Genomic DNA, 26651 nt, shown 5'->3' with positions numbered 1-26651 from the left:
TGCGATGGTGCGAGATGGTCGTGAATGGGCAGCAAATTAATCGCTGCCGGATTGACATTCGACACAGCTGCTCCCCCTTCGCAGGGGGAGGAGCTCAGACCAACTCTCTGATGCCATTGATTAATTTTTCAACACCGGCTTCCACTTTAGATCTCGGGCAGCCGACATTCAGACGCAGGAAACCGTTGCCTTCTTCGCCGTAGGTATAACCCGGCATGATGGCGACTTTTTGATGTTCGATCAGCGTTTTTTGCAGCTGTTTGTCATCAAGTCCGAGCGGACGCAAATCAATCCATGCCAGATAGGTAGATTGCGGCGGTTGCCAGTTCAGCTGCGGGAAAGCGGCATTCAGCTGGTCTGCGACGTAACGCAGATTGGCCTGCAAATAGTCGCGCAGCGCATCCAGCCAGGGTTCGCCGTGGTGATAGGCGGCAACATGCGCATGAACGGCCAGTACCGCCGGGGAGGATAAGCCGTCGCAGGCTTTGAGCTGATGCAGATACGCATCGCGCTGCACTTTATGGCTGATCAACCCGTAAGCGCCGGTCAGCGCCGGAATGTTGAAACTTTTCGAACCGGAAGTCAGCAATGCCCATTCGCCGCGCGCCACTTCATTCCATGGCGTATGCCGGTTGTCGCCCCAGACCATATCCATATGAATTTCATCGCTGATCACCCGCACATTATGACGTTCGCACAGGGTGGCGATCAGCGTCACTTCTTCGCGCGTCCAGACTTTACCGGTCGGGTTGTGCGGACTGCACAGCAACAGCAGTGAGCAGGTGGGTTGCGCCAGCAGGCTTTCCAGTTGCTGCGCATCCAGCGACCAGTCGTTGCCGTTTTTTATCAGCGGACAGGCCAGCATGTTGCGCTGATTGCCATTTACCACTTTAAAGAACGCATCATAGGCCGGGGTGAACGTCACCACGCCATCGCCCGGCTGACTCCACTGGCGGATCAGTTGCGCCACCATATAAATCACCGACGGGCCGTACACCACCATGTCGCGGTCAATCTGGCTGTTAAAACGCTGCTGATACCAGTGCGCCACCGCGCCGAGAAAATCATCATGCTGCCAGCGGCTGTAACCCAGCACACCGTGTTGCAGACGTTTTTGCAGCGCGTCGAGAATGCACGGCGCAGCGGGGAAATCCATGTCGGAGATGGTGAACGGCAACAGGTCGGCACTTCCGAAACGGTCAGCGACATAATCCCATTGTGTGCACCAGGTGCCGTGACGGTCGGTGACGGTGGAGAAATCAAAAGACATTCGTTTCACTCCCTGAATAAAGCAGAAAAGGGCGACATATGTCGCCCCTGTTAATCTTATTACGCAATGACCGGTTCTGGCGCGGACTGACTCGCCGCGGTACGGATCAGATAATCCAGTTCATCTTTTACTGACTGCACCTGCGGACCAATGACCACCTGCAGGTTGTGCTCATTCAGGTGCACGACCCCAATCGCCCGGTTGGCTTTCAGCGTTGCATCGTCAACCAGCGACATATCTGCCACCGAAAGACGCAGGCGGGTGATGCAGTTATCCAGTGAAACGATATTACCGGCACCGCCCAACGCGCTCAGGATAACCGGCACGTTATAGCCTGATTTGCTGGAAGACGGTACGGCTGCTGCGGCTGGCGTATTCTCGGATTCACGACCCGGCGTTTTAATGTTAAAGCGCGTGATAGAGAAGCGGAAGATCGCGTAGTAAGCCGCGAACCAGATCGCTGCCACCAACGGCACCAGATACCATTTGGTTGCTGTACCGTGCAGGATACCGAAGACCACGAAATCGATGATGTTGCCGTCAGTATTGCCGATGGTTACGCCCAGTACGGACATAATGGTGAAGCCCAGACCGGTCAGCAATGCATGGATCACATACAGCACTGGCGCAACGAACAGGAACAGGAATTCGATCGGTTCCGTTGTACCGCCAACTACGCAAGCCACCACGCCGGAAATCAGCAGACCTTTAATTTTATGACGGTTTTCAGGTTTCGCACAGTGATACATTGCCAGTGCCGCACCCGGCAGGCCGCCGAGGAAGGCTGGCATTTTGCCCTGAGACAGGAACTGCGTCGCGCTTTCCGCGAAACCGTGAGTGGTCGGGCAGGAGAGCTGCGCCTGGAAGATAGTCAGCGCACCGCTGACTTCGCGGCCACAGACATCCAGCGTGCCACCGGCTTCGGTGAAGCGGATCAGCGCCACCAGAATATGATGCAGACCGAACGGTAACAGCAGACGTTCGCCGGAACCGAAAATCATCGGGCCAAATACCCCTGCGCCCTGAATCAGACGGCCCAGGCCGTTAATCCCTGCGGCGAAGAAAGGCCAGATCAACGGGATCAGCAGCCCGACCAGACCGAGCACCACCGTGGTGACGATCGGCACGAAACGGGTACCGCCGAAGAAGGCCAGTGCATCCGGCAGACGGATGGTGTTGTAACGCTCGTGCAGAATGTACACGATGATACCGACAATCACCGCGCCCAGAATACCGGTGTCGATGGACTGGATACCGAGGATCATCTGGATGTTATTGGCTTTCAGCACCATCGGATCGACTGTCGGCAGCGTGCCGTTAGCGGTCAGGAAGAAGTTGATGGCCAGATTCAGCACCGCGAAACCGACGAAGCCGGAGAACGCCGCGACGCCTTTGTTTTCACGTGCCATACCCAGCGGGATGGCGATAGCAAACATCACCGGCAGGAAACTGAACGCGAATGAACCGACCTTGCTCATCCAGACGAAAATTAGCTGAAGAACCGGATTACCTAATGTGGGGATCAGCGTCACGACGTCGTGGCTGCTTAATGAACTGCCGATGCCCAGCATGATGCCGCAGAACGACAGCAAGGCGACCGGCAGCATGAAAGTTTTCCCTAAGCTCTGGAAGAATTCCCAAAGTGTGACACGTTGTTTTTTGTTGGCAGGCATACCCGCTCCCTGAGTTGTTTTAATAGCTGCTTATAACGGCGGCTAAGATAAAACGTTTTACCTGATTAATACGTGTTGTAACTCACAATATTAAACAATGCCTGTCCTGCGTGGCTTAAATCAAGGTTAAACGTTTTACTCAATAGCGGGAATTAGGTATAACTGTTTGACCACGCTAAGTATTCCAACGAGCGGATACCGCGGGCGGGAAAGGATCCCGTTTTATGCAGTCTGATACGAACGACAACCTCTGATGAACCCTAAAAAAATCACCATTATTGATGTGGCACAGCACGCCGGTGTTTCGGTGACCACCGTCTCGCTGGTGCTCAGCGGAAAAGGGCGTATTTCCCAGACGACGGCTGAACGGGTTAACCGCGCCGTGGATGAACTGGGCTTTGTGCGTAACCGTCAGGCCAGTACGCTGCGCGGCGGTGAGTCCGGCGTGGTCGGGCTGATTGTGCGTGATATCTGCGAACCCTTTTATGCCGAAATGACCGCCGGTCTCAGCGAAATGTTTGAAGCGCAGGGCAAGGTGTTGTTCCTGCTGCAAAGTGGTCCGGCGGGCAAAGGACTGATGCGTTGCTTTGATACCTTACTCACGCACGGCGTGGACGGCATTGTGATCGCCGGGGGGGCAAATACGATCGCCGGGTTAAGGGAAAAAGCAGAGGAGCAGGGCGTGCCGCTGATTTGCGCCGCCCGTTCCGGCGGCATTGAAGGCGTCGACGTTGTCCGCCCTGATAATATGCTCGCGGCGAAAATGGCCACGGAATATCTGATCAAACGCGGCCACAAACAAATTGCCTATCTCGGCGGACTGAGCAACTCGCTCACCCGCGCCGAACGCCTCGGCGGTTTCTGCGCCACCTTGCTGCAATACGGGCTGCCTTTTCGCAGTGAATGGATCATCGAGTGTGATTACCAGCAAAAATGCGCCGCCGACGCTGCCGAAACCCTTCTGTCCCACTATCCGAAAATCAGCGCCATCGTGTGCCATAAATCTTCCGTGGCGCTGGGTGCCTATTTCGGTGTGATGCGTACCGGCGCACAGGTCGGGGGCGGTGCAGTAGACAGTTTCTTCCAGCAGAAAGTCGCCTTAATCGGCATGGAAGATGCCCCGGAATCTGAACTGACGGAGCCGCCTCTGACCTCGATTGCCAATTCTGCACGGGAAATCGGTTATGCGACAGCAAGGCGCTTACTGATGAGGATCGGAGGGCAAAATCTGGAAGCACAAAATATTATCTTGCCGCCGGGGCTGGTGGAGAGGGAATCGGCTTAGGGGATGTTGTTTTGCTCCCTCCCCTGCGAAGGGGAGGGTTGGGGTGGGGTATTAAAGATTAATCAATTAGTTAATGTTTGATTCGGACAGGGGTATGTCATTAAAACCCCCTCCCAACCTCCCCCTTCGCAGGGGGAGGAGAAAGGCATTATCACTGAGAATCCTGACTCGTTCCTGTTTCAGGACTTGCCGCTGAAGTCTCTCCCGCGTCAGCGGTTTTGGTATACACAATCTTCTGGCTGTCATTGCCGCAATGGCCGACAACCTGACCGCCGGATTGTTCGGCCTGATCATTTGGCACGATATCCAGTTTGAACCCTGATTCAGGCAAACCGTTTGCCACGATTTTCTGGGTAATGTCAGCTTTTACGCTTTCACAGGAAGCCTGTGCCAGCAACGGTGCGAACATAACGACAGCAAGACCTGCCATGAGTGTCTTTTTCATCATTCATTCCTTTTATGAAAACCAGTGTACTTACGAGTTTAGCAGACAGGATTTACGGAGCCAGTAACTGATGGCCGGTACGGCGATCAAGGCAACGTTCGGTATTCGGTTCCCAGTATGCATTGATGTTCTGGCTGGCTTCACACTTGTCGCGCAGATCAACCGACTGGTCATATTTGGAGAAGTCTTTCTCGTTACGCTCATTTTTCATGGCGCGCAGACGCTGGGTTTCATTCCATTGTTCTTTGCTCTGACGGGCTTCTTCGTTGGACATGGCCTCATTGCCGCTTCCGCCAAAGACACAGGTCCCGCCCGCACAGTTGGTGGCAGCCTGAACAGGCGCCTGCCAGGCCGCTGTCATGACCAGCAAGGCAACCGGCAATACACTGCGGGTCATTCGGGTGATAAACGTTGTATTCATTAGCTAATCCTTTTAATTTACACATCGCTCAGGCGAATACTTCAATTATAACATCCCTCAGACTGACGTCATCCAAAGCCTGCAAACTGGTTGATTCACGATTGAACTACGGACTGTAAACCTGGCCTCATTATGCTCAAAACAACTTTACTGTTCTTTGCCACCGCGCTGGCGGAAATTATCGGCTGCTTTTTGCCCTATCTCTGGCTGCGTAAGGGCGGCAGCATTTTGCTGTTATTGCCTGCCGCGCTCAGTCTGGCGGCGTTTGTCTGGCTGCTGACCCTGCATCCGGCGGCCAGCGGCAGGGTGTATGCCGCGTACGGTGGCGTTTATGTGATGACCGCCATGCTGTGGCTGCGGTTTGTCGATGGCGTGAAACTCAGCACCACCGACTGGCTGGGCGCGTGTGTGGCGCTGGCCGGGATGCTGATCATTATCTCTGGCTGGAAAAGCGCGTAATCCGTTATTGCGATAATCTTTCCATCATCACAATCACTTTCTGGATCACAATCTGCGCGGCACGCGACAACTGGCGGCGCGGAGCAACGCATAACGCCAGCGTCAGCGGTTTGGCGCTGCGACCCTGCAACGGCACAAACGCCAGCCGCTTTTCCTGTAAATCTGGCAGTACATCTAACAGACTCAGCACGCCGACACCGGCACCTTTGCGGATAAGTTCGCGCATCATGCGTACGTCATTACAGACAATCGACGGCGTTTCCAGGAGCTGATAGCGGTTATACAGCAGTTTGGCGCGGGCATTCACCATCAATGGTTCCGAGGGAATGATCTGCCGGTAAGAGGCGATATCACTGAACGACAGCGATGCCTGCTGCGAGAGGGTGTGGCCGACCGGCATGGCGATGCCGATGGGTAATTCCGCAAAGGCGCGCACTTCCAGTCCGGTGTGTTCGACCGGATCCAGCAATAACCCGAAATCCACTTCCGCTGAACTGACCTGTTCGCTGATATTGCGGCTGTCTTCTATACGGATATCAAACGTCAGATAAGGGTGCTCTGCGCCCACCTCGGCAATCAGTTCCGCCACCATGCCTTCGCTGAGTGCGGCAATCATCGAAATCGTGACATGTCCGCGCCGCAGCCCCTGAATTTCGTCGAAACGTTCACGCGTGCGCGAAAACTCTTTTCGCCAGCGGCGGATATCATCGAACAGAATTTCCCCGGCGGAGGTCAGTTTCAGACCCGTGGGCAGGCGCTCAAACAGCGGGGTTTCCAGCGTCTGTTCGGCCTGCAGGATCTGCCGGTTGATGGCCGAGGCCGAGACGTGCAGCACTTCCGCTGCTTTGCGCAAACTTCCTGTTCGGGCGACTTCGGTGAAATATTGCGAAAACCGGGAGAATGGCGACATGGGTGTACTAATTTATGCAGTGAATAAGTGAGATATCTATTATGGACTGCATCACTCATTTTTCCTAGATTGTGCGATGCCCCTTTGTAAAACAATCACCTCAGGTTGTTTTGCGTGCAAAACGGGCAATGACAGGGTTCGTCAAAACACGTTTATGTGCGCGGTGCGTGTTTTGAAAAACAACACTAATAACAAGCGTGCACTTTGGTCACCCGATCAAAAGCTGTCACGCGACCAAGAGATTCCTTCTCATGTTAGAAAAACTATTTAAATTGAAAGCTCACCGTACCAACGTGCGGACTGAGATTGTGGCAGGACTCACTACATTTTTAGCAATGGCTTATATTCTGTTCGTTAACCCGTCTATTTTGGGCGCGACGGGGATGGATAAAGGCTCGGTATTTGTGGCAACGTGTCTTGCTGCCGCAATCGGTTCCGCACTGATGGGCTTTATTGCCAACTACCCGATCGCACTGGCGCCGGGCATGGGGTTAAACGCCTTCTTCACCTACACCGTGGTTCTGCATATGGGTTACACCTGGCAGATCGCACTGGGTGCTGTTTTCCTTTCTGCTTGTATCTTCTTTGCGTTATCGATCTTTAAAATTCGCGAATGGATTATCCGCAGCATTCCGCTGCCGCTGCGTTCGGCGATTGCCGCCGGTATCGGGTTGTTCCTCGCGCTGATTGCGCTGGAAAACGCCGGTATCGTGGTGGCTAACCCGGCCACGCTGGTGGGTCTGGGCGATCTGACCAAACCGGGTCCGCTGTTTGCCATGCTGGGCTTCATTGTGATTGTGGTGCTGGAAGCACGCAAAGTGACAGGCGCGGTACTGATCGGCGTGCTGGGCGTGACGATTCTGGCGATTGCGCTGGGCTACTCACCGTTTGGCGGCGTGATGTCCATGCCACCATCCATTGCACCGACCTTTATGCAACTGGATATCAAGGGCGCGTTCAACGTTTCCCTGATTAGCGTGGTGTTTGCATTCCTGTTTGTGGATGTGTTCGATAACTCCGGTACCCTGATTGGCGTGACTAAACGTGCCGGTCTGGCTGACGAAGATGGCAACATCCCGAAAATGGGCCGTGCGCTGGTCGCTGACAGTGCGGCTGCGCTGTTCGGGTCACTGCTCGGGACGTCCACGACCACCAGTTACATCGAATCGGCGGCAGGCGTGAGCGCCGGTGGCCGTACCGGTCTGACGGCGATTGTGGTGGCGATTTTGTTCCTGCTGAGCCTGTTCTTTGCTCCGCTGGCGGGTAGCGTTCCGGCCTTTGCCACCGCACCGGCGCTGCTGTTTATCGCAGTGCTGATGACCTCTGGTCTGGCTGAAATCGACTGGAAAGACATCACCGTGGCTGCACCTGTCACTGTGACGGCGCTGACCATGCCATTCACCTATTCGATCGCCAACGGTATCGCGTTTGGTTTCATCACCTGGACGCTGGCAAAACTGCTGACCGGCCGCGCGCGTGAGCTGAATGCGGCGCTGGTGGTGTTGTCGATTCTGTTTGTGATCAAACTGGGTTGGCTGAGCGCGTAAAAAAACGCGGGATCAGTCAGAAGGGCGCGGGCAGGTTTGCCGCGCCTTTTTTGTTGGCTTGACAAAATCAGGCAATAAAAAAAGCAGCCGGAGCTGCTTTCTCTTTCAAATCAGGAACCCACATCACCCTTCGCGATGTACCTGCAAACCGGCGAGGGACTGGCTGACTGGCATCATTTCGATGCTGTTGATGTTGACGTGCGCTGGCAGGGTGGATGCCCAGAATACCGATTCCGCGACGTCTGCTGCGGTCAGCGGGTTGGTATTATCATAGGTTTTGCTGACTTTCTCATCGTCGCCTTTGAAGCGTACGTTGGAGAATTCGGTGCCGCCGCACAGGCCCGGTTCGATGTTGGTGACGCGGACGTGAGTACCGTGCAGATCGGTGCGCAGGTTCAGGCTGAACTGGCGTACGAAGGCTTTGGTTGCGCCATACACGTTACCGCCCGCATAAGGCCAGTTGCCTGCGGTGGAACCGATGTTGATCACATGCCCGGTATTGCGTTCTACCATTCCCGGCAGCACGGCACGGGTCATGTACACCAGACCTTTGGTGTTGGTGTCGATCATTTTGTCCCAGTCTTCCAGCGACGCTTTGTCGGCTTTTTCCATACCGAGAGCCAGACCGGCGTTGTTGACCAGCACGTCAATATTGCGCCATTCCGCGGGGAGGCTGGCGATAGCTTCATCGATAGACGCGCGGTTCGTCACGTCCAGCTCAACGGCATACAGGGCATCGCCCAGTTCCGCTTTCAGATCGTCCAGACGCTCTTTGCGGCGGCCGGTGGCAATCACTTTGTGACCTTCTTTAACAAACTTACGTGCGATTTCAGCACCAAATCCGGCGGTGGCGCCGGTAACAAAAATAATCATCCCGGTATTCCTCTGTATTTAAGCAAGATGCGCACGAAGCACACCAAAGAACTCTGTAAGTATTAACACAAAAATAACGAGACCGGCATAGTCAACCGGTCTCAGTGCGTATCATTTTGTTGCGGTTACTTTTTTAAATACGGCGCAATCAGCGATAAATCTGCCGGAGATAAGCGATCCGGTGCGGTCTGCGCCTGATGCCAGTAAGGATACAGCAATGGCAACTGACTGACCTGATTAAGTCGTTCAATTTCATCGTTATTGAGGCTTAATTCTGCGGCAAGCAGGTTATCCTGCAACTGAGTGTCGTTACGCGCCCCGACAATCACGGAAGTGACCTGCGGACGGGCAATCAGCCACGCCAGCGCGATTTGCGCGGCTGAAACGCCGCGTGCTTCGGCGATGTCCACCAGCACATCCACCACGTCATACAGCGCGCTTTCGTCACGTACCGGCGGTTCGCCCCAGTCGGCCAGATGGCGGGTGCCTTCCGGTGCCGCCTGATTGCGGCGATATTTCCCGGAAAGCAATCCGCCTGCCAGCGGACTCCAGACCAGCACGCCCAGCCCCTGATCCTGCGCGGCGGGCAGCAGTTCATATTCTGCTTCGCGCGCCTGCAGGGTGTAATGGATTTGCTGGCTGACCGGACGGATGTAGTGATTTGCCTCTGCCACGCCGAGGGTTTTCATCACATGCCAGGCGGAAAAGTTGGAAACACCGACATAACGTACTTTGCCGCTGCTGACCAGATCGTCGAGCGCGCGCAAGGTTTCTTCCAGCGGGGTCAGGCCGTCCCATTCATGCAGCTGATACAAATCCAGATAATCCGTGCCCAGACGCTTCAGGCTGGCTTCGCAGGCGCGCAGGATATGATGGCGGGATGAGCCGCGGTCGTTCGGGCCGTCACCCATCGGGAAGCGGGCTTTACTGGCGACCAGCACCTCGTGGCGTTTGCTGCCCAGTGCTTTGCCGAGGATCACTTCTGATTCACCGCCTGAATAGACATCAGCGGTATCAAACAGATTAATCCCGGCATCAAGGCACAAGCCTATCTGGCGCTGTGCCGCCTCAACGTCAGTTTGTCCGGTTTTGGCAAATTTCCCCTGACCACCAAACGTCATGGTGCCCAGGCTTAAAACTGAAACTTTCAGGCCGGAACGGCCTAACAGACGGTATTCCATGGTTTATCTCCATTTTTCGGATACGTAATTTCAGTCTGGCTGCGCCTTATTTTTCCGGTACAGCCGGTCGGGGTACAGATTCTTTTTTACGACGTATTTCATCGCCTGCCGTTTTGTCCAGCGTCAGGCTGTCGAGCGTGCCGGCCAGTGAAAACAGGCCAATGATGATAAAAGCGATGTGAAACGTGCCGGTCTGCAAGGTGTCGCTGGCAGGCAGAAAATGTTCCGCCAGGCGCAGGGAAAGCGCACCGATGGCGATCCCCAGACCGGTGGAAAGCTGCTGCGCGGTATTAAACAGTGTGTTCGCTCCGCCCATTTGTTCCGAAGGCACCTGAGAAAAGGCCAGCGTGTTGAGCGCGGTAAACTGCATCGAGCGGCTCATCCCGCTGGCAAACAGCAGCAACAGAGTCAGCGCCGTCGGCACCTCGGGCGTCAACAGCGCACAGGCAAAAATGGTCGCGGAATTGATCAGGCCGTTAACCAGCATAATCGACTTAAAGCGGAAGCGGTGCAGAATCGGTGAGGTAAAAGGCTTCATCGCCAGATTTCCGGCAAACACCGACAGCACCAGCAGACCGGCATCAAATGCACTCATGCCATAACCCAGCTGGAACATCAGCGGCAGCAGGAAAGGCAGGGCGCCGATGGCAACACGGAACAGCGAGCCGCCGTAAATCGTGACAGCGTAACTTTTAATTTTCAGTGCCGTCAGCGGCAGTAACGGATGCGCAGCCCGGCGCGAATGCCAGACTGCCAGCGCCCCCATCATCACCGCGCCGGTTACCATAGACACCGGCTTCCAGTCGATATTGCCCTGATTAAACATGTCCAGCCCGAAGATTAACCCGAGACATGCCGCGCCGGTCAGCACGAAACCGGTGATATCAAAGGGCACGCCTTTCTCACCGGGCACCTGCGGGATCAGTTTACGGCTGTATAGCAGGGCGATAATCCCGAGCGGCACATTGAGAATAAATATCCAGTGCCACGACGCATAGGTCGTGATAAACCCGCCGAGCGGCGGCCCGAGGATGGGCGCGACCAGCCCCGGCCAGGTGATGGTGGCGATGGCGCGGATGAGATCCGATTTTTGGGTGTTTTTCAGTACCACTAAACGCCCGACCGGCACCATCAGCGCACCGGCAAATCCCTGCAACATGCGCGCGGCGGTAAAGGTCGGCAGACTGGTGCTGGCGGAACACAGCACTGAGGCGAGGGTGAACAAAATCAGCGCCAGCGAGAAGACATTACGGGTGCCGAAACGGTTAGCAATCCAGCCGCTGGCGGGAATAAATACCGTGAGCGTCAGAATATAGGCCGAAACGCCGATGTTCATGTCCACCGGATGCACGCCGAAATCTTTCGCCATCTGCGGCAGCGCGGTCACGATCACCGTGGCGTCGAGGTTTTCCATAAAGAACGCCCCTGCGACCAGCAACGGCAGTGCGGAACCCGGCGGAAGTGAGAATTTTTTGTTTGAGAAGAAGCCCATAGACAGTAAGCGCGCTAATGAAATAAGCAAAGACTGAGCATAACCCATCGGGGAAACGCGTCAACGGCGTTTTGCGGTCTCCCCCGGAAAACGGGGGAGACGCAGTGGCGTGTTAACGGTGATCTTCCGCCAGACGTTCGCCTGTCGCCGCATCAAACAGGTGGATCGCCTCACTGTTGGCGTCGAGATAAAGCGGCTGATCGGCGCTGACGCGGGCGCGTCCGGCAAACTGAACATGCAACGGGAATCCGCTCCAGTCGATATGCAGCAGGCTGCTTTCGCCGGTCACTTCCAGCAGACGCAACGTCGCCGCAGGCTGGACGCTGTGCTGCACCGGTCTCAAATCATGCGGACGCAGACCCAGGGTGACGGTCTGACCTTCAGAATGCCGCGCCTGTAACGCCCATTTCTCCGGCAGCGCAAACCACAACTGATCGCAGGTCACGCCCGGCTGACCGTCGATATTCTGGAACACGCCGCTGAGCAGATTCATCGGCGGAGAGCCGATAAACCGCGCCACAAAGGTATTGACCGGTTTGTCATAAATCGACAGCGGATCGCCCTGTTGCACGATAAAACCGTCTTTCATCACCACGATATTATCGGCAAGAGTCATGGCTTCGATCTGGTCGTGCGTCACGTACACCGTGGTGGTGCGGAACTGCTGATGCAGCGATTTGATTTCAGCGCGCAGCTCCATACGCAACTGGGCGTCAAGGTTGGACAGCGGTTCGTCAAACAGAAACACTTTCGGATTACGCACCAGCGCACGCCCCATGGCGACACGCTGGCGCTGGCCGCCGGACAGATCCTTCGGCAGGCGTTTCAGTAAATGGTCGATGCCCAGCACTTTGGCGGCCTGTTGCACTTTGGCCTGCTGTTCGGCTTTCGGCACTTTCTTCACCTGCATGTGAAATGCCATGTTTTCGGCCACGGTCAGGTGCGGATACAGCGCGTAACTCTGGAACACCATGGCGATATCACGATCAGCCGGGTCGAAATTATTGATCTGCTGTTTGTCGAGCAGAATGTCACCGTCAGACAGCGATTCCAGCCCGGCCAGCAGGCGCAGTAAGGTGGATTTTCCGCAGCCCGACGGGCCGACCAGTACGGTGAAACTGCCGTCCGGGATAGTCAGATCCAGCGGTTTCAGCACCTGCACTTTGCCATAATGTTTGGCCACTTTTACCAGTTCTACCAGAGCCATTTAGATTTTCTCCACAAGGCCAGAAAGCGATTGCCAGTCAGGATAACGGCGCGGGGAACTGCTGATGGCACAACCGGCCACGCGGACACCCCATTGCAGCGCCGTGGCAGGCGGCAGGCCATAAATCAGCGCGGATAAAAATCCGGCGTTAAAACTGTCTCCGGCACCGATGGTATCCACCACCTCTACCGGTTCGGCGTGCTGATGCAGCGTCAGGTTGCGGCTCCACAGACGTGCGCCGTCCGGGCCGCATTTCGCCACGCAAAATGCCTTTGCAGCCATCTTTCCCAGAAGATGATGCGCGGCCTCGTCGAGCGTGGCGGAGTCCGCCAGCCCGAGAGTTTCGACTTCATTGAGCAGCAGGGCATCGCAATGCGGCAGCCAGTTCGCCGCCTGATCCCGCAGGGCATCGCTCCAGTCTTCCGGCGGCCAGCCACTGTCGACTGCCACCCGATAACCGCGCGCTCTGAGCTGTGCCAGCAGTTGCGGATAGTCGGCATACAGCGCGGTACACAGCCAGGTGCCGCACAATAATATCCAGTCACCGGCCTGAGCGGTGTCCGGGATTTGCCCCAGCACATCCTGCATGGAAAGCCGGACGATATGGCCCTGATTGCTGAAAAACGTCCGTTCGTGATCGGGATGTGTCACGCCAAATGTCAGCGAGGTTTCGCAGTCACAGGTCGGCCAGCCTGATGCGCTTTCCGGGAACATGCCCGCCAGCCAGCCGCTGAACTGATCGTTGCCCTGATTGGCCACCAGACGAAAAGGCGAACCCAGCGCGGACAGCGCCAGTGCACAGTTTCCTGCTGAACCGCCGGGTCGTAAGGAACTGCTTTCGAGCATCGCTTCGGTGCCTTTTTTCGGCCATTCATGCAGCGTGCTCATGATCAAATCCACGTTAATGTTGCCCGCCACATACAGCGTGGCGCGGGTTTCAGGTTGTGTTGTCATTGATGAGAATTCCCTGAGGGTCATAATCAGCCTTTGCTGCCGCCGGCGGTTAACCCGCTGACCATGGTTTTTTGCAGCCAGAGCGCAATGAAGAGCGGCGGAATGGCCGCAAGAATACCGACAGCGGCAATCAGGCCGTCGTCAGTGGCGCGCCCGGCGGTGAATCCGGCAATGGTAACCGGCAACGTCTGGGCATCGATATTGTTGGTAAACAGCAGGGCGTAGAAAAATTCATCCCAGGCCAGCAGCCAGCCAAACATGGCCGACGCGCCCAGCGCCGGTTTGGCCAGCGGCAGGGTGATGCGCAGCAATACCTGCCAGTAACGCAGGCCGTCGAGGCGGGAAGCCTGCTCGATATCCACCGGCAGCGCGTCGAACTGGTTTTTCAGCATCCACGTCAGGAACGGCAGGATCATCGAGCAATAGACCAGAATCAGCCCGAGGTGAGTATTCAGCAACGTCAGTTGTTGCAGAATGAAATACAGCGGCAGCACAAACGCCACCGGCGGCACCATGTAAATCGCCAGACTGCCAAACAGCCAGCCGTCACGACCGGGATAACGTGAGAAGCTGTAGGCTGCCGGTATCGCCAGCAGCAACGACACCAGTGTGGCACCGCAGGCCACCAGCACACTGTTGCCGAGCGCATGCAGGAACAGCGCGCCGGGCGTGCCGGCCTGTAAAGTCAGCAGGCTGGCGTAACGGCTGAAATCCCAGTGACGCGGCAGCCATTCCAGCGGAATGCGGGTCAGATCTTCCGCCGAGCTGACGCTCATCAGGAACATCCACAGCAATGGCGCAAGAATGGACACCGCCAGCACCAGCGCGGCGACATAACGTAAAACGAGGCGGATTTTCTGTTTCATTCGCTGCTCCCTGAACGGCGCTGGCGCAGTAACATCACCATATAAATCATGATCAGCAGGGCGCAGATCAGCGTCATCAGTATCGCGTAAGCGGCACCGCTACCGGCGCGCAGATAGCTGAACGATTCCTGATAAACAAAGAAACTGACCGTTTTGGTGCTGTCGAGCGGGCCGCCACGGGTCATGACATAAATGATGTCGAAGATTTTAAAAGCATCGATGGTGCGCAGGATCAGCGCGACAGCCAGCGGTGCCGCAATCGCCGGTAAGGTGATTTTACGGAAACGGCGGAAAGCTGACGCACCGTCAAGCCGCGCCGCTTCGAACAGGTCTTCCGGAATGGTTTGTAACGCCGCCAGCACCAGCAGGGTGATCAGCGGGTAGTTCTTCCAGATATCGGCGAACATCACGGCATTGATGGCGGAGGCGGGATCGCCGAGCCAGCTGCGGTAGGCATCAATCAGACCGAGCTGAGAAAGCAGGGCGTTGATGCTGCCGTAATCCGGATTAAAGTTCAGCCGCCACATCGTGGCGTTGACGATAGTCGGCAATGCCCAGGGTAAAATGACCAGCACGCGCAGGGCACTGCGCCCCCAAAATGGCTGGTTAAGCAACAGGGCCACCAGCACGCCGATAATGCCTTCAATCACGACAGACACGACGGTGAAATACAGCGTCCGCCACAGTGCGGCGCGAAAATCCGGATCCGTCAGCGCATAGATAAAATTCTCGCTGCCCACCCAGTTGGGGGCGGAACCGTCGCCGATCAGACCGGCATCGGTAAAGCTGAGCCACAACGTCCGGGCGAGAGGCCAGGCGGTGAGTAAAAACATCATCACAAGCATGGGCGCCAGAAGCAGCCAGGCTTGTCGTTTCTCGCGTTGGGGTAATGTCAGCATATCTTTTCCCAGCCCGTCCGGCCAAAACCGGGCGGGCTTAATTGTCGTGTTGGCTTTAAAACTTAACGTAAACGGTCAGCGGCTTTGGTCGCGGCTTCCATACCGTCCTGTGCCGGGGTTTTACCCTGCAATACCGCCTGAATGTTTTGCTGCAAGATGTTGGAAAGACGGGAGTAATCCGCCGTCACCGGGCGCGACAGCATCACATTCAGCGAGGTTTTCGCTGCGGCAATCAGCTGCTCCTGATCTTTCTGCACCGCCGGATCTTCATAAGACGATTTCCAGATTGGCAGGCTCAGTTTGGCGTATTTGTTCTGCACCGGCTGCGAGGTCATGTAGCTGATGTATTCCCATGCCTGATCCGGATGCGCGCTGGCTTTGGCGATGCCCAGACCCATCGATCCGTTAACGCCGGACGCGCCGCCTGCGGTTTCACCCGGCGCAGGCACCACGCCGACATCCCCGGCGACTTTGCTCTGTTTCGGGTCGTTCGCCATGTTGTACATGTAAGTCCAGTTCAGCGCGAAAGCGGCATCGCCGTTGGAGAAGGATTTACGCACATCCTCTTCCAGATACTCACGCGAGTTCGGGTTGGTCAGCCCTTTATCCAGCGTCTCTTTCATGTAGCTGATGGCTTTCATCGCGCCGGAATTGGTGAAGTTCAGCTTGCCGTCTTTATAGAAATCACCTTTAAACGCGGAAACCAGGGTGGTGTAGTCGCACAACAACGCTTCCGACTGCGACCAGCTCCAGACCAGCGGGTATTTGACGATACCTTTTTCTTTCAGGATCGCTGCTTGCTTTTCAACGTCAGCCCAGGTGGCGGGCGGGGTGGTGATCCCGGCTTTGGCCAGCATGGCTTTGTTGTAATACAAATATTTGGTGTCGAGGATCCACGGCATTCCCCAGCGTTTGTCTTTGTAGGTCACGGTGGAAATGGCACCGTCAAAAATCTTGTTGCTTTCTTCGGCCGGAATACGCGCCGTGACATCCTGCAACAGGCCGTATTTGTTAAATTCCGCAGGCCAGATGGCATCGAATAGCACCACGTCATAGCCTTTATCACCGGCACCGCGTGCGGCCACGATTTTGTCGTGCAGCGCTTCATACGGCACAAATTCCAGATTCACTTTGATGTCGGGATGCTGTTTGGTGAAATCCGCCGTCATCGCGCGGATATCCGCTTCGCTGTAGGCCGCCTGAGTCATAAACAGGGCGCTGAGTGTGGTGTCGGCCAGCGCGCTGGCGGTGTATCCCAACGTCAGGGCAGAGAGGGCGCACAAGGTGGCCGCAGGGGTAAATCGTAGGCTCATCGTCATTCTCCGAAACAGGGTTAAGTTTATTAAATCAATTTGATTGCTTTAATCGGCTAAAAAAAATGGGAAGGCATAGTTCTGCCAGTCCCTGCGTCCCTGCCGGATTGTGCTACTGGATCTGAAGGTGAATCTTAAAAACATTGGAAAGCGAATAGTGACTGGCGATTATTATTAACATGCCAATAACATTCAAAGCTGTGATGGCACCGTCATATTCATATTCTGTCATTTATAAAATCAATTTGATTGCTGTAATCCGTGACAGCATACTTGCCCGCAAGGTCTTCACCGTGGAGAGGGACGTGATAACAACTTCTGGCACCAATCTTGAGCACGCCCGTGCGCACAATCGTCGGGTGGTGATCGAAGCCATTCGTCTTAATGGTGAACTGACCCGCGCCGAAATCGCGCGACTGACGTCGCTCACACCACAGACCGTCTCCAACATTGCCACCGAACTTGAGCAGGCGGGCATTCTGTCCTCCCATCTGCCGCGCCGGGCGGGCGGACGTGGTCAACCAGCAACGCCACTGACACTCAATCCTGACAGCGCCTATTCCATCGGCATCCATCTTGATCATCAGTCGCTGCTGATTGTGCTGGTGGATCTCACCGGGACTGTCCGCTTTCGCAAACTGATCCATGTGCAGAAACCGCAGCCAGAGCCCACGCTGGCTCTGATTGATCAGGTTCTGCAAGAAATGCGCCAACAGGTGAAAATTGACTGGCGAAAAATATTGGGGGTGGGCGTGGTGATGCCGGGGCCGTTTGGCGTGGAGGGGATCTCCTCGCAAGGCCCGACCACGCTGCACGGTTGGGATAACGTTGATATTGAAGCGCGTTTGAGCGCGGCGACCGGCTGGCCGGTCACGCTGGAAAACGATGCGACGGTGGCGGCGATCGGTGAACGCTTTCACGGCGTCGCCAAGCAATTATCGTCTTTTGTGTATCTGTATATCGGCACCGGACTGGGCGCGGGCATCTTCACCGACGGACGGATTTACACCGGTCATGCACACAATGCGGGCGAGGTCGGCCACATTGTGGTGCAACCGGGCGGCCGAGAATGCTATTGCGGCAACAAAGGCTGCCTTGAACGTTATGTTTCTTTGCAGGCGGCGTACGAAGCCTGCGGTCTGGATCCGATGTCGGCCATGCCCGAAGATCTGCTGAAAGTCGATGAGGCGCTGTTCGAGAAATGGCTGGATACTGCCGCCGAACCGGCGTTACAGGCCATCAATATTATGGAATGTGTGTTCGATGCGCAGAGTGTGATTATCGGCGGCACCATGCCTAAGCCGCTGGTGGAGAAGCTGATTAAGCGCCTGACGCCATTGTATAATTCGGTGCGCAGCCGCTATGCGCAAAGTGCGCGTATCCGCCTGGGAATGTCCGGCAGCGACACTGCTGCGCTGGGTGCGGCGGCGCTACCCATTTTTGACGAGTTCAATCCCCGGTACGAAGTCCTGCTGAAATAAAAAACATCCGGATGGTCTGACCGATCGGTCAGATTTGGCATAAGCTTTGCAAATGTTCTGTTATCAATCATGAACGAGAATGTTGCAGAGAAGGACCATGCCATGAGTCAGATCATCACCCGCGCCGTCCGCGGAAATTTCTTCGATATCCGTGAGCCGGTGTTAACGCCGGAAGATTTTGAAGCGCAGGTGCGTTATATCGAAGACGGCCTGATGCTGCTGAGCGGCGGGACGATCGTCTGGCTGGGAAGCTGGCAGGAAGGCGAGGGCAAGCTGGCGCTGGCACACAAAACCGCCGCGCTGGAAATCGACGATTATCGCGACAAGCTGATCGTGCCGGGCTTTGTCGATACCCATATCCACTATCCGCAAACCGAAATGATCGGCGCGTACGGTGAGCAACTGCTCGAATGGCTGACGCGCTACACCTTCCCGACCGAACAACAATATCACTGCGCGGACTACGCGAAGCGCATGTCGAAATTCTTCATCAGTCAGCTACTGCTTAACGGCACCACCACCGCGCTGGTGTTTGGCACCGTGCATCCGCAGTCGGTCGATGCCTTATTTAAAGAAGCCTCGGACATCAATATGCGCCTGGTGGCAGGCAAAGTGATGATGGACAAAAACGCCCCCGACGCCCTGCTGGAAACCCCGGAAGACAGTGAACGCGATACGCGTCAGTTGATTACGCGCTGGCATAACCGCCAGCGCCTGAGCTATGCGCTGACGCCACGTTTTGCGCCGACGTCTTCGCCGGAACTGCTGCAAAAAGTGCGTATGCTCCGGCAGGAATTTCCGGATGTTTACATGCATACCCATCTCAGCGAAAACGTCGCTGAATTGTCGTGGGTAAAAGAGATGCATCCTGAACATCAGCATTATCTCGACGTTTATCATCAGTACGGCCTGACCGGCGAACGCTGCGTGTTTGCGCATTGTCTGCATCTGGATGACTGCGAGTGGGATTGTCTGCATGACACGGATTCCACCATCGCTTTTTGTCCGACCTCCAATCTGTTTCTGGGCAGCGGGCTGTTCAATTTGCAGAAATCCTGGCAGAAGCAAATCCGCGTCGGCATGGGGACGGACGTCGGTGCGGGCACCACATTCAACATGCTGGAAACGTTGTCGGAAGCCTACAAAGTCGGCCAGCTTCAGCGTTACCGCTTATCCGCATTCGAAGCTTTCTATCACGCCACGCTGGGCGGCGCACGGGCGCTGCATCTTGACGACAAAATTGGCAATTTCAACGCCGGGAAGGAGGCCGATTTCGTGGTGCTCGAACCGGGTGTCAGCGCGTTGCAAAAATTACGCGCGACTAACAGCAAAACGCTGGCCGAAAAGCTGTTTGTGCTGATGACGCTGGGTGATGACCGCAATGTGTATTGCACCTACGTGGACGGCGAGCGGGTTTATGCCCGGGATGCCCGGCAGGAGGCGCTATCAGCATGATGAACAATGATACCGGCGGCAAAGTCCGCATTGCCCGTGAACGCACGCTGGAAAATATCCACGCGGCAGCGATTGCAGAGTTCAGCGAAAAGGGTTTTCAGGGTGCGACCACGCAGGCTATCGCTCAACGGGCGGGGATCAAAAAGGCCCAGCTGCATTATTACATCGCGGGCAAAGAAGAACTGTACGAAGAACTGCTGCAAAAAGTGCTGAAAGTCTGGGGCGATATCATTCAATTCGACCCGTCACTCAGCGAACCGCAGGCGGTGCTCAGCCGCTATATCCGTAACAAGCTGAATTTCTCGTTCGATCAGCCGGAGCTGTCACGCATTTTCACCAGCGAGGTGCTCGGCGGCGGTCACTATTTGCAGAAATACTGGCCGCAGGCCACACAGAACATTATTGGCAAAGAGAACCTGATCCATCAGTGGATCGTACAGGGCAAAATCCGTGCGCTGGATGCCCGTCTGTTCATCATGCATATCTGGGCAGTCACGCAGTATTACGCCGATTTCGCGGTGCAGGTGAAACACATGTACGGCAATTTTGAAGGCGATGACCAGGCGCGTGAGCACATTATCGATGAGGTCACGACACTGATTCTGAATGGCTGTAAAGCCTTTGCTCCTCCCCCTGCGAAGGGGGAGGACGGGAGGGGGTATTAAGGGCTGACACCCGGTCAAAGCACACATCAACTTTTTGATTTTGCTTTGAAAACCTACCCCGACCCTCCCCTTCGCAGGGGAGGGAGCAAACCAGTGATTTTTGAAGGATATGATCATGATCCAATTTCTGATGAACGGCAGGATCCACACAGAAAATCTGCCCGCTGACACGACGGTATTACAGTATCTGCGCCGTGAGGCGGGCCGTTGCGGTACCAAAGAAGGTTGCGCCTCCGGTGACTGCGGCGCCTGTACCGTGGTACTGGCTGAAGCGCAGGGCGATACGCTGCAATACCGCGCCGTCAATGCCTGTCTGACCTTTATGCCTGCCGTGCATGGCAAGCAACTGATCACGGTGGAAGATCTTAAACATCATGGCGAACTGCATCATGTGCAGCAGGCGATGGTCGATAACCACGCCTCGCAATGCGGATTTTGTACGCCGGGTTTTGTGATGTCATTGTTTGCGATGGAAAAAAGTAAACCCGTTTTCTCCGTGGAAGGCGTGCAGGAAACCCTTTCCGGCAACCTTTGCCGCTGCACCGGTTACCGGCCGATCATGGACGCGGCGAAAGCCATTTGTGAAGCGCCGCAGCCGGATCAGTTTGATGCAGATACCCGGCAGACGCTGGAAAAACTCCGCGCGATATCTGCCACTGATCAACCGGTCACGGTGGATGAACTGGCAGAACGTTATCTGGCCCAACCGGATTCCCGGCTGGTGGCTGGCGGCACCGATCTGGCGCTGGAAGTCACGCAGCGTTACCAGCGTATCCCGAAACTGATTTCCCTCAGTCATATCCCTGAACTCAACGCGATTACGCTGACCGGTCAGGCAATTCATATTGGCGCGGCGACACCGCTCAGCACCTGTATGCCAGTTTTGCACGATGAATTCCCGGCGTTTGGCGAACTGCTTGAACGTTTTGCCTCGCAGCAAATTCGTCATCAGGGCACTTTTGGCGGCAACATCGCTAACGCTTCGCCCATCGGCGACGGCGGCCCGGTGTTACTGGCGCTCGGCGCGTCGCTGTTATTGCGTCGCGGAGAAACAAAGCGGGAATTACCGCTCGATCAGTTCTTCCTCGGGTATCGCAAAACAGCGTTACAACCGGGCGAATTCATCGAACAAATACGCATCCCGCGCAACACCTCCGCTGCCCGCCAGTTGCGGGTCTATAAAGTGTCGAAACGGCTGGAAGACGATATTTCAGCGGTGTGCGCGGCGTTGCATATTGAAGTGCAAAACGGCGTGGTGGTGCATGCCCGCGTGGCATTTGGCGGCATGGCGGAAGTGGCGAAGCGGGCTGGGTATTGCGAGGCACAGTTACTCGGCCAGCCGTGGCAAACGGCGACGGTTGAGCAAGCCTGTCAGGCGCTGGATCTGGATTTCACGCCGATCAGTGATTTCCGCGCCAGCCGCGAATATCGCATGCAGGTGGCGAAAAATCTGCTGCGCCGCTGCCATATCGAAATGACGTCTCCGGAAACTCTGATGCGGGTAACACACTATGTCTGAATCCAAACCCTTACTTTCTCAGGCTGAGATGGAAGCCCGTTTTCGCGCAGGCCTGCAGAGCGGCGTCGGCAAAAGCCAGAAACACGAAAGCGCGGATAAACATGTCAGCGGCGAGGCGGTGTATGTCGACGACCGGCTGGAATTCCCCAATCAGTTGCATCTTGTGCCGCTGCTCAGTCCGCACGCTCACGCGGATATTGTGTCCATCGATACCGAACCTTGTTATGGCGTACCGGGCGTGGTGCGGGTAATGACCGCCGGCGATGTGCCGGGCAATCCGGACATCGCGCCACTGACTCACGGTGATCCGCTGATGGCGCAGGGCACGGTGCAGTATGTTGGCCAGATTGTGCTGGTGGTTGCCGCAACGTCAATGGAAGCCGCACGCGCAGCGGTGGCCCTGGCGAAAGTGGAGTATCAGCCACGCGACGCGGTACTGACGGTCAAACAGGCGCTGGCGCTGGAACATTACGTGGAAGAACCGCACCAGCATAAACGGGGTGACGCCGAAATGGCGCTGGCCTGTGCGCCGCACCGTTTGCAGGGTGAACTGGAAATTGGCGGTCAGGAGCATTTTTATCTCGAAACGCAGATTGCTTCCGTCATGCCGGGTGAAGATGGCGCGATGCTGGTGTACAGCTCGACGCAACATCCGACAGAAGTGCAAAAGCTGGTCGCGTCGGTACTGGGTGTGCCGATGCATAAAGTGGTGGTTGATATGCGCCGCATGGGCGGGGGATTTGGTGGCAAAGAAACACAGGCGGCAGGCACCGCATGTCTGGCGGCCCTGGCGGCGCACCTCACCGGACGCCCCGCGAAAATGCGTCTGGCCCGTCAGGATGACATGCTGATCACCGGCAAGCGCCATCCTTTTCACGTCAGTTATGACGTCGGCTTTACCGATGAGGGCATCATTCATGGGATCGATATCAAACTGGCGGCCAACTGCGGTTATTCGCTGGATCTGTCCGGATCTATCGTCGATCGTGCCATGTTCCATTCTGATAATGCCTATTACCTCGGTGATGCGCTGATTACCGGTTATCGCTGTAAAACCAATATGGCCTCCAATACGGCGTACCGCGGATTTGGCGGCCCGCAGGGGATAGTGGCGATTGAGCACATTGTCGATCACATCGCCCGCGAACTGGGGCTGGATCCGCTGACAGTGCGTAAAAACAATTACTACGGTCAGGAAAGCCGCAACGTTACGCATTATCACCAGCCGGTGGGGCAAAATCTGTTGCAGGAAATGACTCAGCAACTGGAAGACAGCGCGGAATACACCGCAAGACGTGACGCTGTCACAGAGTTTAACCACCGCAACCGTTATCTGAAAAAGGGTCTGGCGCTGACGCCGGTAAAATTCGGCATCTCCTTCACCGCCAGTTTCCTCAATCAGGCGGGCGCTCTGGTGCTGGTGTATACCGACGGCAGTATTCAGCTTAATCACGGCGGCACCGAGATGGGACAGGGGCTGAATACCAAAGTGGCGCAGGTGGTGGCGGAAGTGTTTCAGGTTGATATCAGCGCTATTCAGATCACGGCGACCGATACCGGCAAAGTGCCTAACACCTCGCCGACCGCAGCCTCCTCCGGCGCGGATCTTAACGGGAAAGCCGCACAAAACGCGGCCGAAATCATTAAAGGGCGCATGGTTGAGATGCTGATGCGACAGCATGATGCGCAGGAAAAGGACATTGTGTTCAGCAACGGTCAGGTGCGGGTTAAAGATCAATATTTCAGTTTCGGACAGGTCGCCACCCAGTGCTGGCTGAATCAGGTACCGCTTTCCAGCACCGGTTATTACAAAACGCCGAAGATTTTCTATGACCGCAGCAAAGCAGCCGGGCATCCGTTCTACTATTTCTCCTACGGCGCGGCCTGCGCGGAAGTGCTGGTCGACACGCTGACCGGCGAATACAAGTTGCTGCGTGCGGATATTCTGCATGACGTCGGCGACTCGCTGAATCCGGCGATTGATATTGGTCAGGTTGAAGGCGGTTTCGTGCAGGGCATGGGCTGGCTGACCACCGAAGAACTGGTATGGAACGACAAAGGACGCCTGATGACCAGCGGTCCGGCGGCGTATAAGATCCCGGCGATTGGCGATATTCCGCAGGATTTACGTGTCAGGCTGGTGGAGAACCGCAAAAACCCGGAAGACACCGTTTTCCATTCCAAGGCCGTGGGCGAGCCGCCTTTTATGCTGGGGATTTCGGTCTGGTGCGCGATCAAAGATGCGGTCGCCAGTCTGGCAAATTACCGCGTTCATCCGCATATCGATGCGCCTGCCACGCCGGAAAGGGTGCTGAATGGGGTGAATCAGTTACGTTTCACAGGTGACGTTGTCACTTTTGACGATGCGCTCAACAGCAATGTCACGGGCTAACGGAGGTTCTGATGCGCACTGATGACTGGGTGACCCGTTTACATGATTTACAACGTCGCGGCGAACCTTGTGTGCTGGCGACGCTGGTTGATCAGCAAGGTTCCACGCCGCGCGATGCAGGCAGCAAAATGCTGATCACCGCCAGCGAGCAATTTTATACGCTGGGCGGCGGCAATCTTGAGTTTCAGGTCACGGCCATTGCCCGCGAGATGTTGCAGCAGGGGGCGACATCCAGCCGCTTCGAACGTTTTTCATTAGGGGCGCGGCTGGGACAATGCTGCGGAGGCATAGCGTCAGTGTTGCTCGAACCGCTCGGGCAACCGCAGCCGCATGTTGTGGTATATGGCGCAGGGCATGTCGGGCGGGCGCTGGTGAACATTCTCAGCACCTTACCGTGCCGTATCACCTGGGTGGATGCCCGCGCCAGCGAGTTTCCCGCGCAGGTCGATCCGCATATCACCTGCATCATTGATGAGGAACCGGAAGGCACCGTGGCGCAGATGCCCGCAGACAGCTATTTCATGGTGCTGACCCATGATCATCAGCTGGATTTTGCCCTCAGCGAGCGCATCCTCAAGCGGGGGGATTTCCGTTATTTCGGGCTGATCGGTTCAGAGACCAAACGGAAACGCTTCGATTACCGGTTATCGGGGAAAGGAATTACCGGGGAGCAACTGGCAAGCATGCGATGTCCGGTGGGGTTGCCCGATGTGCGCGGCAAACTCCCGGCAGAAATTGCCGTAGCGATTGCCGGGGAGTTTATCGCCGCGTATGGCGCGCACAGCAGGATCAGTGGATCTTTTTAAATTCAAAGGTGCCGCCGAGGGCGACGGCATAACGGCTGAGCGTGTTGAGTGTGGGAGACACCGCGCCACTTTCCAGACGACTGATGTTTTGCTTTTTCAGCCCGGTGCGGCGGGCGATATCTTCCTGCGTCAGGGATTCTTGCAAACGTGATTCTTTCAGCTGCGCGACCATCTGCTTATGAAGCTTGAGAGCCGCGTAGGCAGCAGCAACTTCAGGATCCCTGAGTGCTTCGGCTTTCACGACGCTGAAGGGGATCAGCTCATAGTCATCATCATCGTCTTTCATATTCATTCCTTTTGATTGTTTTCATGCGTTCAATGGCGAGTTCTACATCGTGTCGGGGTGTTTTCTCCGTTTTTTTATGAAGAATATGAACGATGTAGATACGTCTTCCCTTCATAAAAAAATAAAACGCCCGGCCAAGGCCGTCACTACTGCTCACCCGGACTTCGCGTATTCCATTTCCAATATAACGAACCTGTGGATCCTGTAATGCTGGCCCATAGACTCCCAGTTCATCGACCGCGCCGAGCATAGCCGCGTAAAGCGTGGGAGGCAGTTTTTCAAGTTCCTTACGTGCATTGCGAATGATCGTCACGTCGTACACAATCGCTTTCCTTGCGGTGAAGTATGATTACTCTTTGTTCAAATGAAAAGTAATCATTTATGATTCTTTTTAATCAGGAAGCTGCTTCACAATTTTCCGCCGCCTCCGCCGTTTCGTGTTCCCACGAATCAGCATCTTGAACGGTTTACCGGGCATAATCAGACGGATGATGTTTTCCTCCGCGACGTCTCGCAAAAAATCACACACGGCAACGTACCGTGGCGTGTCCGGTTTTATGAAGTGGTTAAAATGTTCATCATGCGAAGGTTTGAGGTTTTCTAATGTGTTACCGTGCAGGAAATCACTGATGTCAGGAAGATGATAATGACTGATTCCCTACAAATGACACGAAGACAGGCCGAACAGGAAGAAGACGGCAGACCTTTATTGATTAAACTGGTGCCGGTCACCGGACAAATCCACCGCTGGCTGTATCTGGGTAACGGTCCGGCGGCGCAAGATGCGTATCTGTTGCATCAGCACAACATTACGTCGGCACTGAATATGGCAGTGAATCTGCAACTCGGCGATCTGGCCTTGCCGGATGGCACCTGGCTGCGGCGTACCCAGGTCGGGCTGATTGATGGGGCGGGAAATACGGCTAATCATCTGCTGGCCGGTGTGCTGGCGCTGGATGGATTACTCGGGCAGGCCAGCCCCGGTAAAGTGAGCTATCCGCCGCACCGGGCTGCTAATGTGCTGGTGCATTGCCGGGGTGGACGCAGTCGTTCGGTTGCGGTACTGGCGCTGTATTTGTATTTCACGCAACCGGAAAGATTCCCCTCGCCGGAAGCCGCGTTGACATTTTTGCGCCAGTTGCGGGGTCTGGACCCGGCGCATCCGTGCGAACCCTTGCTGACACTGATTCAGCAGGTGGCGGAGTTACCGGTTCAGGGTTGGTTTGGTAAGATTGCAGGGTAAAAAAGCCTG

Annotated in this window: 25 protein-coding genes; 10 read left to right on the top strand and 15 right to left on the bottom strand. The window is 55.8% G+C overall.

Going from position 1 to position 26651, the window contains the following annotated elements; translation table 11 throughout:
- Window positions 1–94: 94 nt before the first annotated feature.
- Complete coding sequence (locus EDF78_RS20605; RefSeq protein WP_133823813.1) at window positions 95–1270, bottom strand: MalY/PatB family protein; 1176 nt, start codon at window positions 1268–1270, stop codon at window positions 95–97.
- Between the two features lie 59 nt (window positions 1271–1329).
- Window positions 1330–2943 (bottom strand): maltose/glucose-specific PTS transporter subunit IIBC, encoded by a 1614-nt coding sequence (gene malX, locus EDF78_RS20600; protein ID WP_095922077.1) that lies wholly within the window; start codon window positions 2941–2943, stop codon window positions 1330–1332.
- A 253-nt stretch (window positions 2944–3196) separates the two neighbouring features.
- On the opposite strand from malX, the gene malI reads away from it, so the two are divergent.
- The gene (gene malI / locus EDF78_RS20595; protein WP_095922076.1) at window positions 3197–4228 is read left to right on the top strand and encodes a Mal regulon transcriptional regulator MalI; all 1032 of its coding nucleotides are present in this window, start codon (window positions 3197–3199) and stop codon (window positions 4226–4228) included.
- Window positions 4229–4379: 151 nt separating this feature from the next.
- On the opposite strand, the gene EDF78_RS20590 is transcribed toward malI, so the two are convergent.
- Both EDF78_RS20590 and EDF78_RS20585 read right to left on the bottom strand, forming a co-directional pair.
- Window positions 4380–4673 carry a DUF1161 domain-containing protein gene (locus EDF78_RS20590; RefSeq protein ID WP_095922075.1) on the bottom strand — a complete coding sequence of 98 codons (294 nt, stop codon included), beginning with the start codon at window positions 4671–4673 and terminating at the stop codon, window positions 4380–4382.
- Window positions 4674–4725: 52 nt separating this feature from the next.
- On the bottom strand, window positions 4726–5094 hold the full coding sequence (locus EDF78_RS20585; RefSeq protein ID WP_095922074.1) for a DUF1283 family protein: 369 nt from the start codon (window positions 5092–5094) through the stop codon (window positions 4726–4728).
- A gap of 132 nt (window positions 5095–5226) precedes the next feature.
- Here EDF78_RS20585 and EDF78_RS20580 point away from each other — a divergent pair, with 132 nt between their 5' ends.
- Window positions 5227–5553: a YnfA family protein gene (locus EDF78_RS20580; RefSeq protein WP_133823812.1), complete on the top strand. Its 327-nt coding sequence runs from the start codon at window positions 5227–5229 to the stop codon at window positions 5551–5553.
- A 4-nt stretch (window positions 5554–5557) separates the two neighbouring features.
- On the opposite strand, the gene EDF78_RS20575 is transcribed toward EDF78_RS20580, so the two are convergent.
- Window positions 5558–6463 carry a LysR family transcriptional regulator gene (locus tag EDF78_RS20575; protein WP_095922072.1) on the bottom strand — a complete coding sequence of 302 codons (906 nt, stop codon included), beginning with the start codon at window positions 6461–6463 and terminating at the stop codon, window positions 5558–5560.
- Window positions 6464–6714: 251 nt separating this feature from the next.
- Here EDF78_RS20575 and EDF78_RS20570 point away from each other — a divergent pair, with 251 nt between their 5' ends.
- Entirely contained in the window at window positions 6715–8010 is a 1296-nt protein-coding gene (locus EDF78_RS20570; protein ID WP_095922071.1) for an NCS2 family permease, read from the top strand.
- 123 nt (window positions 8011–8133) lie between these two features.
- Here the strand turns inward: EDF78_RS20570 and ydfG are convergent, their stop codons facing one another.
- The 8 genes from ydfG to EDF78_RS20530 form a co-directional block, all read right to left on the bottom strand.
- On the bottom strand, window positions 8134–8883 hold the full coding sequence (gene ydfG, locus EDF78_RS20565; RefSeq protein WP_095922070.1) for a bifunctional NADP-dependent 3-hydroxy acid dehydrogenase/3-hydroxypropionate dehydrogenase YdfG: 750 nt from the start codon (window positions 8881–8883) through the stop codon (window positions 8134–8136).
- Between the two features lie 125 nt (window positions 8884–9008).
- Complete coding sequence (locus EDF78_RS20560; protein WP_133823811.1) at window positions 9009–10064, bottom strand: aldo/keto reductase; 1056 nt, start codon at window positions 10062–10064, stop codon at window positions 9009–9011.
- 46 nt (window positions 10065–10110) lie between these two features.
- Window positions 10111–11556 (bottom strand): MFS transporter, encoded by a 1446-nt coding sequence (locus EDF78_RS20555; RefSeq protein WP_095925142.1) that lies wholly within the window; start codon window positions 11554–11556, stop codon window positions 10111–10113.
- A gap of 112 nt (window positions 11557–11668) precedes the next feature.
- Window positions 11669–12763 carry a sn-glycerol-3-phosphate ABC transporter ATP-binding protein UgpC gene (gene ugpC / locus EDF78_RS20550; RefSeq protein WP_133823810.1) on the bottom strand — a complete coding sequence of 365 codons (1095 nt, stop codon included), beginning with the start codon at window positions 12761–12763 and terminating at the stop codon, window positions 11669–11671.
- Complete coding sequence (locus EDF78_RS20545; RefSeq protein ID WP_133823809.1) at window positions 12764–13717, bottom strand: carbohydrate kinase family protein; 954 nt, start codon at window positions 13715–13717, stop codon at window positions 12764–12766.
- Window positions 13718–13743: 26 nt separating this feature from the next.
- Window positions 13744–14583, bottom strand: a complete 840-nt coding sequence (locus EDF78_RS20540; protein ID WP_131692813.1) for a carbohydrate ABC transporter permease — start codon at window positions 14581–14583, stop codon at window positions 13744–13746.
- Window positions 14580–15482, bottom strand: coding sequence for a sugar ABC transporter permease (locus EDF78_RS20535; RefSeq protein WP_095922065.1), 903 nt, complete (start codon window positions 15480–15482; stop codon window positions 14580–14582). Before EDF78_RS20535 ends, EDF78_RS20540 begins: the two co-directional genes overlap by 4 nt.
- A gap of 62 nt (window positions 15483–15544) precedes the next feature.
- A complete protein-coding gene (locus EDF78_RS20530; protein WP_133823808.1) occupies window positions 15545–16795 on the bottom strand; it encodes an extracellular solute-binding protein in 1251 nt (416 codons plus the stop codon).
- Window positions 16796–17103: 308 nt separating this feature from the next.
- Here EDF78_RS20530 and EDF78_RS20525 point away from each other — a divergent pair, with 308 nt between their 5' ends.
- The 6 genes from EDF78_RS20525 to xdhC all read left to right on the top strand — a co-directional run bounded on the left by EDF78_RS20525 (window position 17104) and on the right by xdhC (window position 25113).
- Entirely contained in the window at window positions 17104–18276 is a 1173-nt protein-coding gene (locus tag EDF78_RS20525) for an ROK family transcriptional regulator (protein ID WP_195817518.1), read from the top strand.
- A gap of 102 nt (window positions 18277–18378) precedes the next feature.
- Window positions 18379–19731, top strand: a complete 1353-nt coding sequence (guaD, locus tag EDF78_RS20520; protein WP_095922063.1) for a guanine deaminase — start codon at window positions 18379–18381, stop codon at window positions 19729–19731.
- The gene (locus EDF78_RS20515) at window positions 19728–20396 is read left to right on the top strand and encodes a TetR family transcriptional regulator C-terminal domain-containing protein (RefSeq protein WP_119826088.1); all 669 of its coding nucleotides are present in this window, start codon (window positions 19728–19730) and stop codon (window positions 20394–20396) included. Before guaD ends, EDF78_RS20515 begins: the two co-directional genes overlap by 4 nt.
- Before the next feature lie 115 nt (window positions 20397–20511).
- Window positions 20512–21915 carry a xanthine dehydrogenase small subunit gene (xdhA, locus tag EDF78_RS20510; protein ID WP_133823807.1) on the top strand — a complete coding sequence of 468 codons (1404 nt, stop codon included), beginning with the start codon at window positions 20512–20514 and terminating at the stop codon, window positions 21913–21915.
- Window positions 21908–24307: a xanthine dehydrogenase molybdopterin binding subunit gene (xdhB, locus tag EDF78_RS20505; protein WP_133823806.1), complete on the top strand. Its 2400-nt coding sequence runs from the start codon at window positions 21908–21910 to the stop codon at window positions 24305–24307. The genes xdhA and xdhB overlap by 8 nt, the downstream gene beginning before the upstream one ends.
- A gap of 11 nt (window positions 24308–24318) precedes the next feature.
- Window positions 24319–25113, top strand: coding sequence for a xanthine dehydrogenase accessory protein XdhC (xdhC, locus tag EDF78_RS20500; protein ID WP_095922059.1), 795 nt, complete (start codon window positions 24319–24321; stop codon window positions 25111–25113).
- Here xdhC and EDF78_RS20495 read toward each other — a convergent pair.
- Together EDF78_RS20495 and EDF78_RS20490 are read right to left on the bottom strand one after the other, a co-directional pair.
- Window positions 25097–25399 carry a helix-turn-helix transcriptional regulator gene (locus EDF78_RS20495; protein ID WP_095922058.1) on the bottom strand — a complete coding sequence of 101 codons (303 nt, stop codon included), beginning with the start codon at window positions 25397–25399 and terminating at the stop codon, window positions 25097–25099. The two genes, xdhC and EDF78_RS20495, sit on opposite strands and share 17 nt — an antisense overlap.
- A complete protein-coding gene (locus EDF78_RS20490) occupies window positions 25386–25721 on the bottom strand; it encodes a type II toxin-antitoxin system RelE/ParE family toxin (RefSeq protein WP_233432849.1) in 336 nt (111 codons plus the stop codon). Before EDF78_RS20490 ends, EDF78_RS20495 begins: the two co-directional genes overlap by 14 nt.
- Before the next feature lie 324 nt (window positions 25722–26045).
- On the opposite strand from EDF78_RS20490, the gene EDF78_RS20485 reads away from it, so the two are divergent.
- Entirely contained in the window at window positions 26046–26642 is a 597-nt protein-coding gene (locus tag EDF78_RS20485; RefSeq protein WP_243839471.1) for a dual specificity protein phosphatase, read from the top strand.
- Window positions 26643–26651: the final 9 nt, after the last annotated feature.

The organism is Rahnella sp. BIGb0236, assembly GCF_004364755.1.
GTDB lineage: Bacteria > Pseudomonadota > Gammaproteobacteria > Enterobacterales > Enterobacteriaceae > Rahnella > Rahnella victoriana.
This window is presented reverse-complemented; position numbering and strand designations above follow the sequence as displayed.